The organism is Streptomyces sp. PA03-1a, from assembly GCF_033792805.1.
Classification (GTDB): Bacteria; Actinomycetota; Actinomycetes; order Streptomycetales; family Streptomycetaceae; genus Actinacidiphila.
In genome coordinates, this window is record NZ_JARAVO010000302.1 from 1 (window position 1) to 10,006 (window position 10,006).

Consider the following 10,006-nt stretch of genomic DNA (forward strand, 5'->3'; position numbering starts at 1 on the left):
ACCCCATCCCCCGCCGCAGCCCTCGCCGTGCTGACGAAGCCAGGCCCGTAAGCGCCGGGCCCGCCCCAACGGAAACCCCCGCCCAAAGCGCCGGGCCTGCCACCGGCACCCAGCCCGCTCCTGCAGTCCAGCCGGGGCCACGGCCGGTATCCGCCCGGCCTCGCGGCCTGGGCACCCTGCGCGGCTGGACGACGGAAGTGATCCTCCCGGTCACCGGAACCTTCACCACGCCCGGCAGGGGCAGCCTGCGGGCCGACGCGGTGCTGACTGCACCACAGGACCAACTGCCGGTGCTGTTCGTGGAGGTCGACAACCACACCGAACCGGCAGCTGCGCTGGCGGACAAGATCGCCCGCTACCACCGCTTCTTCCAGCGCACCCTGAACGGCCACCGCGTAGGGGACGACGTCCCATTGTGGTCGACACGATGGGAGGACTCCCGTCGTGGGGGCTACCCGCCGGTGGCGATCGTCTTCACCAAACGCACCAGCCCCCAAGTCCTGCAGCGCCGCATCAGCGAAGTGGCCCGCATCTCGGCCCCGTACTGGCAGGGCACCTGGTACACCGGCCCCTACACCGACGCTTCGGGCACGCCAGACGGCTGGCGCACCTACGACTTCACGGTGCCCGTCCTGGTCACCACCTTGGACCAGTTGGCCACTGACGGCCCGCACGGCCCGGTGTGGTGGCGCTTCGGCCACGACGTCCGCGAGGCGCTGATCGCCGCCCTGGCCAACCCTGACGACCACCGCGCCTACCGGCAGCGTGACGAGCAGCGGCGTGCCGCCCGGCAGGCTGCCGAACAAGCCCGCGCCGCAGCCAAGGAGGCCCGCAGGCAGCGACGCAAGGAAGAACAGCGCCGCCGCCGGGCAGCAATGTGGCCATGCCCGTCCTGCGGCACCGACGTCCATCCGGACGACTACGACGACGGGCAGGGCGACGCCTTGGCGCCCGGAGCCGAGTGCCCGTCCTGCCGCAGCCAGCGTGAGCGCCTGGACCGGGAACGGGCCGAGGCGGAAGCGGAGTGGGAACGAGAGCGGCGTGGCAACGGACTGTTCGGCTGGCTTCGCGGCTGAACCCGCCGGACAGACCATGCGCTTTGCCCAACGCCCGTCTTCGGCCGCTTCCTTGCAGGCCTCCCGGCGGTGGAAGGCGTCCCGGGTGATCCGCGAGCCCGGCCCGCCGCTCACCACAGGCGGGCTCCGGAGGCGAGCGGCCTCCTGCCACTGCTCTGAAGGCGTAGGCGATGAAGCCGCACGGTCCACGAGTTTGGCTGCGAGGTCGGGGTCGGGCTTGGGGATGGTGCCGAAGTCCTCATCGGGCTGCGCCTCGAGGTGCTGGACGGTCTTGGTGATCGAGTGCGACAGCGGCAGGGACGAGGCGGGCCGGCACGCACGGTGAACGACATCGACCGTGACGACCTGGGGCACTGTCGCTGTCCGGGACAGCGACGGTCCCTGCAGCCAGTGCGTCAGGGCCCGATTGGCCGTCGCCTGCGACCATGCGGCGGGCGCCAGGGGGTCCTGGCCCATGTTCCGCAGCCGGCGTTGGCGATGTTCTTTGAGCTGTGGTCTCCCCGTATGCGGAGTGATGTGCACGTGATCCCTGGTGCGTGATTGTCCGGGATGCGCCGGTCACCGTTGTGTCAACGGCTTGACACAAGATCGGGCGGAGCTGCATCTTGTACCCACCGCTTGATACAAGCGGTGTTGGGTCACGGTTCGTATGTCATCCAGGAGCTTGTTGTGCGTGTACTTGACGTGGTGCCGACCGGTTCGGCAGCCGACCGCTACCTTCGCTGGGCAGGTCTGGTTGTTGGGGTAGTTGCCGCCCGGGTGGTCGGGCACGCAGTGGACGACGGGGAGGCCGGTGTCTTGTACGCGATCCCCGTTTTCGGATTGTGTGCCGTTGCGGGAGTGCTGGTGGCGGACGTTCTCACTGCTCGTCCTCACGGCCCGGTCCGCACAGCGGGACTGGCACCTCGTCGGGTACGCGACTACGTGCCACCGCGGATGACTTTGCTGCTGGTCGCCGAGGCTGTTTTTCTTGTTGTCCTCTTGGTGGTGGCGGCCGTGCTTGCTTCACCGGACGACGTGGGTCGCGCCGGCCGTTCCCTTGCCGTCACGTGCCCGGATGGAAGCACGGTGAGCACGGGGCCTTGGCCGGGTCTGTTCTACGGCTTGCCCATCCTTGCGTCGCTGGCCGTGTCGACGGCCGGTTGCCTGTGGTCGCTGACCAGGATCGCCCGCCGTCCCGGCGACGAGGCGACCCGTCGCAACCGCGCGTTGGCGATCGTCGCCGCGTGGGGTCTGCTGGTCTCGGCACCTCTGCTCGGCGCCGCGTCCACTGCCTCGGGCGCACTGCTTGGCATCACCTGCGACGGCACCGGCGGCCGGGTCGGGAACTGGGCGCTGTGGCCGACGGCCTTGATTGCCCTCGTCACCGTGGCGTGGTGCCTGTTCACGGTCATCTCACCCAAGGCCCGGGGGCACCGGTGAGTGGTCCCGTCGTCCGGATCGACACCTCGAGCCATGTCCCGCCGTATGAGCAGATCCGCGCGCAACTCGCCGCCCTGATTACCTCGCGCCGTCTCCCGGAGGGTGAGCGTCTGCCGACGGTACGGCAGCTGGCAGCCGATCTGGGCCTGGCGCCTGGAACGGTGGCCAGGGCCTACCGTGAACTGGAAGCCGCGTCCCTGATCACCAGCCGCCGCGGGGCGGGGACGCGGGTGGCATCGCTCCCCATGTCCGCCACCGCTCCGGACCCGGCCGCACTGGCCGAACTGGCTCGGCGGTTCGTCACCGAGGCGGGGGAGCTCGGTGCAGACAAGGAGATCATGCTGGAGGCGGTACGTGAGGCACTGGAGCAGCGGCCGTAGAGCAGTCAGAAACTCCTTATCCCGTCGGAGCCGTCGACCGGCAACCCATACTGGTTCCGGGCTGCAGACGCTTGGGCATTCAGGAACCATTCCACAGGCCCAGCCGTCGCAGGCGGCGTTGCCGGCATCGCTCGTACAGCGCCGTGAGTCCGAAGATGCCACCTGTGAAGTGTTACCGCGACGTCAGTGGGGGAGCGTCATCACTGAGCCAGCATCAGATCGCTGGCATAGTGAGTTGACCTGTGTCTGCCGACTTGATGCCCTGGCACTTCGTGGCGCTATAGGTTGGCATGGCGCGGCATTGATGCAGGACGTTTCGGTGGCACTTCTCATGCGGGGAGACGAGCCCCGAGCCCGGCGGCGCGGCCCGGCCCGCGTTGTCGCCGTGCTGCTCATCCGCGGCGGGCGGACCGCCCCTGAGGCGCCCGTGCTCCGTACCGGCGGAGTCCCCCTCGTTCCGGTGGGCTTCCACCGGCCCGCCTGCCGGGCCTGCGCCGGGCTGAAGTTCCCCCTTGAGCGTGGACAGCGGGTGGATACGCTGCGGGGGCGAGGTCTTGTGCCGTCAGTACCCTGGTTTCGACGGGGGTGACGTACCCGTAGACGGGATGCTTGCGCAGGCGGGTGCGGTTGTACTCGACCTCTATAAAACGGAAGATGTCGGCACGGGCGGCCTCGCGGGACTCCCAGACCGTGGTCCCGATCTCCGCTTTCAGCAATCCGAAAAAGCTTTCGGCGGCCGCGTTATCGTAACACGAGCCCGTTCTTCCCATGCTCTGCCGCAACCCCAACTCCCTTATCAGCCTGCGGTATTCGTGTGACGCGTACTCCGATCCGCGGTCCGAGTGCGCGATGCACCCTTTCTGCAGGCCGCCTCGGCCGGCGGCCATCTTCAGTGCGTCGACGACCAGCTCGGCGCGGTGGTGATCGGCCATTGCGTACCCGACCACCTCGCGTGTGGCCAGGTCGATGACCGTGGCGAGATACCACCAGCCGGCCAGCGTGGGCAGGTAGGTGATATCCGGGACCAGCTTGGTGCCCGGCTCGGCGGCGGTGAAGTCGCGTCCTACCAGGTCCGGCGACGGGGCCGCCTTCCTGTCCGGCCGGGTCAGGCCGCGGCGCTTGCGGCGCGTGATCCCGCGGATCTCCCGCTCGCGCATCAGCCGCTCGACCCTCTTCCGATTGATCCGCCGCCCCTGCCTACGCAGCGCCGCCGTGATCCTCGGGGCACCGTATGCGCGGCGGGACGCCGTGTGGATCTGCAGGATCTCGGCAACCAACTCGTCCTCCCGACGGGCGCGTTCCTCGGCCGCCGGCCGGGCGGCGAGGTAGGCGTAGTAGCCCGAACGGGACACCCCGAGCACCCTGCACATCAAGGTGACACTATGACCACCGGGGTTGTTCTCGGTGGCCTTCTCCGCATCGATGAACGCGTAGCACGCGGCTACTTCGTCGACTCCTTTGCGAAGAAGGCCGCCGCTTTTTTCAAGATCTCGATGGTCTGCTGCTGTTCCCGGTTCTCCCGCCGCAGGCGGCGCAGCTCTTCCTTCTCGTCGCTGGTCAGTGCACCCGCTGGGCCTTGACCCCGGTCGGCCTTGTCCTGGTTTACCCAGTTCCGCAGCCCTTCCGGGCTCACGCCGATCTCCCGGGCGACCTCGGTGACCGTCTTCTCCGACGAGCGGACCAGCGCGACCGCGTCCCTCTTGAACTCGGCCGTGTACCGCTTGCTCGTGTTGCTCTTCTTGCTCACTACCTGGAACTGCTTCCTCTGAGACCTTCCGTCCCAGTATCAGGCTGTCCAGCCCGGAGGGGGAACTTCAACAAGCCCTGCAGTTCCTGGCTCTGCGTATCCGCCACCTGTCCGGGCAAATCACTGTCCTCAAAAAGCAGATCACCATCATGATTCGTGCCCTCAACCCGGACCTGCTCAAGGTCTTCGGAGTGGGACCCGACAGCGCGGCGGCCCTCCTTATTGCAGCCGGGGAAAACCACGACCACCTCACCAGTGAGGCATCCTTCGCCGCCCTCTGCGGTGTGAGTCCTGTCGAGCATTCCTCCGGAAAGAGCAGGCATCGCCGACTCAACCGCGGCGGTAACCGGCAAGCCAACGCAGCTCTCTACCGCATCGTGCTCACACGCCTACGACGGGAAGAGCGAACCCAGCGCTACCTTGAACGACGCAGCGCAGAGGGAAAGACCAAACGCGAGATCATCCGATGCCTCAAGCGCTATGTGGCCCGAGAGATCTACCGGCACATCCAGGCCACACAACTGCCGCAGCCGAAGTCTCTGACTGGTTGACAGAACATAGGGGCATCAACCTGGCAGGCCACCACAGCCGCTGGATGCAACGCTCCATCGACAGCCGCGACTGGCTGACCGTCCACTACCTGCCCGCCTACGCCCCCGACCTTAACCCCGTCGAACAGGTCTGGTCCCACCTCAACGCACCGCCCTGGCCAACCTCGCCGCCCTCACCCTCGACGAACTCACCCGCGCCGTTCGAACAGGACTCCGCAGCATCCAGCACCACCCCGCCCTGCTGACCGCGTTCCTCGCCCACACCAGACTCGAAATCCGCTCAGCATCAACCTGATCAGCAAAGCTCAGTCAGGCCGACGGTACTTGTCGACTATTTGCCCTTTCTGCCGCGTGGTGAATTGTCGAACTCCAGGCGCTGTCTTGCCGGGCCTTCCAGAACGTCCAGCAGCTCGTCCTCGTGGTAAACATGTCCAGCTTCGAGAAAGTCGGGTGCAGGTGAGAGCACGAGGAAGAGGTCTTCACTTCCATCAAGCTGACGTAGCCACAGCGCGAATGTCCAGAGGGCTGGAATCCTCAACACGTGCACTTCATACCGGCCTGACCGGACCTCGGGAAGCTCATCGAGCTGTTGCAGAGCCGACGCCGTCGACTGCACAAACGGCCCCATATTCACCTGCGCCGCCTTGGGCGGGCTCTCGTCGGCTCCGATGGACAACTCGCTGCTCGCCACGGCACCGTCCTCGGCCAAGACCAGGTACTGCCATCCGGTGGCTGCCGAATTCCTGACTGGTTCGCGCGCAACGATTTGCTGGAGCCCGAGATGGTGAACCGGCTGGGGCGCCGAGAGGGTTACATCCGCCGCAGGCAGGGTCGGAATGGCGACCTCATCTGCGCGGCGGTTTTGCTGAGCGAATCGGGCAGCCTGCTGGAATCCGATGAGTGCGGTCTCCTGGGCGTTGCCGGGTGGTGATGTGTATTCGACAACCATAGGTCACCTCGTGTAATACGTGTCCGTCCAGGTTCCTGATCCGTGGTACGCAGTACGGAGAGTGTCATACTGGATGAATGATGGGCCATATGCTGGGTCCTGAACCTGAACCCATTGTTCGTGGAGCATCATGCCCGGGAAGGGGCCGATGATATCGTCCGTATAGCCGTTGATGACTACGACATGATCCCCGCCCCCCGCCCAGTGGATCCCTACAGCCACTGGGCGGGCAGAGGTTATTTCTGCCGCCACGTCGGGCTTCAAGGGCTTCGACCCAGCCTCCCAGCGTTTCAGGTGTTCGACTGCATCGAGAGCTTTGTCGAAGTTCCAGTCTTCGTCGCAAGCTGATGGGTTTTCACAACAACCCCTTTGCAGTTGGTCGTCCGCGATCAAGCACTGCAGCCAGCCGGTGGTCGGTTCGTAGTATCTCGTAATACTGACCGTTGCCGCTGCCCAACACCAGTGATTTTTCTGCTGAAACTCCATGATGAACGGGAATCCGCCGGCCGATGACATGGCACACATCTCCTTGTTGTACGGGCTGGATTTTGCTCGCAGGGACAGTGGACCTTCTCCGCTCACGCCCTGGTAGGGTAGAGATACATGTTGAGCCTGGAATGCCCGGACAGCAGGTGCAGCTGGTTACATACCCAAGGGATCTGTCACGGCTACACGCACCTAGAGATCTGTATGTGATCGCGCATTACGTAGGGAAGTTGATGATGGGACGACTCGCGGCCTCCGCCAGCCAGGCCCTCGTAGATAGTTTCACCCCTTTGAGATAGTTTCGCCACCGTGTGCGTTTAGAGGAGCTGCTCGCTCCGGTCAGACTGCGCACCGGTTGTGCGCCAACAAGGTGTTACCCGCGTACATGGTTCGGCGTGGTCGTGAGCTGCCTTGGGGCGGTGGCATATCGCGTACGAGCTCGCAGCGACAGCCCCTGACAACCAGACCAATTCGTGGCTCCTGGCGGCCCTCAACCATTAGTCATCGCGGTTGTGACGAACGCGGGTGATGTGGGGAGTGGCGGTGAGGGGCTTCCCTCTGGGGTCGAGGGCGGCGGTTTGGCTGTACTCGCGCCAGGTGCGCAGGTGGTTGCTGGTTCGGGGCTGGCGCTCGCCGAACAAGCCCAGGACCAGGTCGACCTTGAGTGACGTCAGTCGCTGCTGGAGCCACTCTCGCTGGACCAGGAGGGTGGTGACCTCGCCGGTGGGGCGGTAGCCGTTCAGGGCGCGGACGACTTGCGTCCCGTCTGTGGTGTACCAGTTGCCGCCGTCGGGGTCACGGTGCAGGTCACTGCCGGCCAGCAGCGCGGCGCATGGCAGCGTCAGTCCGGCGGGGGAGTCCAGTGAGCAGTCGTGGCCAGTGCTTTCCCAGGAGTACTCCTGCACGCCCGGCACGGCCTGCAGGGTGGTGCCGTCGGTGGCGTATGCGATGTGGGGGTCGCGGGCTTGTGGCTCGAGCGGCTGAGGTTCCGGGGGCGCGGACCAGCGAGCGGCGAGATCCTGAAGAGCCTGGAGTCGGTCCTCGGGCCCGCGGGTGGGGCCGCGCCCCGTCAGACGATGGAGGAGGGCCGCGTAGTCGTTTTCCGGCTGCGAGGCGGAGTCGGTGGAGGGTACGTCTTCACTGGGTGCGGCATCGTCGGTACCAGAAGCGCGCCGCGGCCGGGCGCGGGGCGTGGGACGCGGCTTGTCTCCTTCTTCAGTGTCGTAGTTGACGATGCGGAGTTCGTGCTGTGTGTCCGACGTGGCTTCGGGCAGGGGGAAGTCGCCGAGGTAGATGCGATGCCGGGTGGCGGGCTCGGGCATCCAGCGGCCCATGAGGCTGCGGTCGCGGAGGAATTCCTGAACCTGCCGGGTGTAGGATGCTGCGACGAGCCAGCTGTGCTGGATGTGCCACTGTTCTGCCTGGCCGCTCCAGTCTCTTCCCGGCGCGTGGTCGGTGGCGTATTCGTTGAGGACGACCCACTGGACGCCGTCGATGGTGCGGACACCGAGCCGCGACAGGTCCGGCAGATCGTCGGTGTTGTTGATCCAGTCATCAATCTGACTGATGGGGGGCAGGGCGGGTGCGGGAGCGTGCCATGTGCCGTCCATCTGGGCAGGGGGGAATGTCGCGTAGCGGCTGCTGTGGGTGGCCTGGTCATGCTCGCCTGCCAGGCCGGACAGAGGATGCCCCGCCGGCGGCAGCGTTGGGTCGATGTCGGTGAGCAGCAGTGCTGCGGCGCCGGGGTAGTGAGCGAAGTCCTGGACCCGGCTTGTGGCCATGTGACGGTGATTGGCGAGCCGCTCGATCAGCTCACGGAAGCCCAGCCACTGGTACTTCTTCCCGAAACGCTCGGCCTTGTGGCCCTCGCGGCTGCGACCATGCCCGTGTTCGTTGTCGAAACGGGCGAACTTCTGCGGGCTCCAGCCCCGCTGCGCGGCATTGTCCGTGATCCATCGGGCGGCCCAGTCCTTATCGACCGTGGTGGCGGCCAACCGCTCCGCTACCGTGGGCACCGGCGCGCACGCGTCCAGCAGACGAAGCTGGTCCTCGTCGAGGGCCCTTCGGGCCTGCCAGTGTTCATGCAGCAGGCGCTGCACAGCCTCGGGTGTCCCCAGGACGTCCCGGACCTGCTCCGGAAGGCTGTCCTTGAAGGCTTGCACAGCGTCCTCCGACGGCGGCGTCGGCTGAACCGCAGACGGGACCGGCTCGGTCAGGGAAAGCTGGCTGAAGTGCTCTACGGCGGGACGGATTTCGTAGCTGGTGAAGTCAGACAGACTCAGCAGCGACGCCCTCAGGCTTCCCCACAGCCGCTCTTCGTCCGGCCCGCGGGAGGGGTAGAGCGCGTCCAGCGCCGTGTCGTCGAGGACGTCACCGGGTTCCGGGCATGGGTGGGGGTGGTGGGTGCGGGCCGCCTCCGTGTCGGAGACCAGGCCGCAGCGGTGGGCTGCCTGCACGATGCGTGTTGCCGCGTCGCACAGCAGTGCGTTGCGGGAGGCATGAGCGGGCCCCATCGCCTCCCCGTACACGCATGCGAGAACCCGCTGGGCCACGGTCCTCAGCAATTCGGGTTGAGTGTCCTGCGCGCGGCGACGGGTTAGGACGCCATAGGCGACCAGGACGAGCCGCTCGAACAGGTACGGGTCATCGACCTGGTCGGCGTCCTGGTCCAGGAACCGGTCGAGTAGTCCGGTCAGGACGTGGGGGAAGCCGAGCAGAAGCTGGACCAGGGCCTTGGTGGCGCGATCGCGGAGGAATCGGTTGGGTGAGGTCAAGGTCCACATCAGCGTCGTGGCGGCCAGACGCACCACCTCCTCGGCCGGCAACCGCGGCATGGAGACATCAGGGGCCGCAGGGGCCAGGCCCGGCCTGCGCACGGCCCACTGCGGCTCCGGCACGGCACGAGGGTGCAGACCCGCCGGGGTGGGCAGCTGTTCCGCCCAGCGCAGCAGCCGGTGCAGCGCTCCGGTGTCCTCGAGCATGAAGTAGGTGCCGATGCCCCACTGCGCGTCCCGTTCGGCAGGGGAGTGGCGCAGGAGGATGCGGTGCAGCTGGTCGGCGTTGAGCCGGTGCCCAGGCTGTGCCGCTACCGAGAGCGTCGCTTCCAGAACCTCGGCGCTCATCTTCAGACGTGCTGATGCCACGTCAAGCAGCCGAAGCGTGCGCTCGGTGACGCTGTTCGTGCTGCGCAGACCCAGAGTGCGGACCAGGCTGCGGAACAGCACACCCTGACGACGAGCCGCGGAACCACGGCCAGGTGCGGGATCGTCCGCGTCAAGCAGGTCGATCAGTTCATGACCCGTGAGCTCGGGCAGCAATCAGGGAAGACCTTCACCCTGCACACCCTGCTCGACCAGCACCCGCAAGCGATCCGCCTCCTACCCCCGCCCCAAGCC

General features: G+C 66.6%; 9 protein-coding genes and 1 pseudogene. 5 read left to right on the plus strand and 5 right to left on the minus strand.

The features are described from left to right. Window positions 1-197: 197 nt before the first annotated feature. The 3 genes from PV341_RS40520 to PV341_RS40530 all read left to right on the plus strand — a co-directional run bounded on the left by PV341_RS40520 (window position 198) and on the right by PV341_RS40530 (window position 2,878). Entirely contained in the window at window positions 198-1,076 is an 879-nt protein-coding gene (locus PV341_RS40520; RefSeq protein ID WP_500360428.1) for a replication-relaxation family protein, read from the plus strand. A gap of 936 nt (window positions 1,077-2,012) precedes the next feature. Further along, window positions 2,013-2,498, plus strand: coding sequence for a hypothetical protein (locus tag PV341_RS40525; RefSeq protein ID WP_500360429.1), 486 nt, complete (start codon window positions 2,013-2,015; stop codon window positions 2,496-2,498). Beyond that, window positions 2,495-2,878: a GntR family transcriptional regulator gene (locus PV341_RS40530; protein WP_500360431.1), complete on the plus strand. Its 384-nt coding sequence runs from the start codon at window positions 2,495-2,497 to the stop codon at window positions 2,876-2,878. Before PV341_RS40525 ends, PV341_RS40530 begins: the two co-directional genes overlap by 4 nt. A gap of 392 nt (window positions 2,879-3,270) precedes the next feature. On the opposite strand, the pseudogene PV341_RS40535 reads toward PV341_RS40530, so the two are convergent. Further along, a pseudogene (locus PV341_RS40535) lies at window positions 3,271-4,305 on the minus strand (IS3 family transposase); the annotation flags it as partial. A gap of 14 nt (window positions 4,306-4,319) precedes the next feature. After that, on the minus strand, window positions 4,320-4,625 hold the full coding sequence (locus PV341_RS40540) for a transposase (RefSeq protein ID WP_453600196.1): 306 nt from the start codon (window positions 4,623-4,625) through the stop codon (window positions 4,320-4,322). Between the two features lie 149 nt (window positions 4,626-4,774). Here PV341_RS40540 and PV341_RS40545 point away from each other — a divergent pair, with 149 nt between their 5' ends. After that, window positions 4,775-5,176: a transposase gene (locus PV341_RS40545; RefSeq protein ID WP_500360433.1), complete on the plus strand. Its 402-nt coding sequence runs from the start codon at window positions 4,775-4,777 to the stop codon at window positions 5,174-5,176. After that, window positions 5,092-5,421: a transposase gene (locus PV341_RS40550; protein WP_500360434.1), complete on the plus strand. Its 330-nt coding sequence runs from the start codon at window positions 5,092-5,094 to the stop codon at window positions 5,419-5,421. The genes PV341_RS40545 and PV341_RS40550 overlap by 85 nt, the downstream gene beginning before the upstream one ends. A gap of 86 nt (window positions 5,422-5,507) precedes the next feature. Here PV341_RS40550 and PV341_RS40555 read toward each other — a convergent pair whose 3' ends face one another. The 3 genes from PV341_RS40555 to PV341_RS40565 form a co-directional block, all read right to left on the minus strand. Beyond that, complete coding sequence (locus tag PV341_RS40555) at window positions 5,508-6,125, minus strand: hypothetical protein (RefSeq protein WP_500360435.1); 618 nt, start codon at window positions 6,123-6,125, stop codon at window positions 5,508-5,510. Between the two features lie 3 nt (window positions 6,126-6,128). Then, the gene (locus PV341_RS40560) at window positions 6,129-6,707 is read right to left on the minus strand and encodes a papain-like cysteine protease family protein (protein WP_500360437.1); all 579 of its coding nucleotides are present in this window, start codon (window positions 6,705-6,707) and stop codon (window positions 6,129-6,131) included. A gap of 401 nt (window positions 6,708-7,108) precedes the next feature. Continuing rightward, the gene (locus tag PV341_RS40565; RefSeq protein WP_500360439.1) at window positions 7,109-9,928 is read right to left on the minus strand and encodes a hypothetical protein; all 2,820 of its coding nucleotides are present in this window, start codon (window positions 9,926-9,928) and stop codon (window positions 7,109-7,111) included. Window positions 9,929-10,006: the final 78 nt, after the last annotated feature.

Excerpts from the sequence above, each read along its gene's own strand:
- PV341_RS40525 (WP_500360429.1), top strand. The coding sequence starts at position 2,013 with ATGACTTTGCTGCTGGTCGCCGAGGCTGTTTTTCTTGTTGTCCTCTTG.
- PV341_RS40545 (WP_500360433.1), top strand. The coding sequence starts at position 4,775 with ATGATTCGTGCCCTCAACCCGGACCTGCTCAAGGTCTTCGGAGTGGGA.
- PV341_RS40555 (WP_500360435.1), bottom strand. The coding sequence starts at position 6,125 with ATGGTTGTCGAATACACATCACCACCCGGCAACGCCCAGGAGACCGCA.
- PV341_RS40550 (WP_500360434.1), top strand. The coding sequence starts at position 5,092 with ATGCCTCAAGCGCTATGTGGCCCGAGAGATCTACCGGCACATCCAGGC.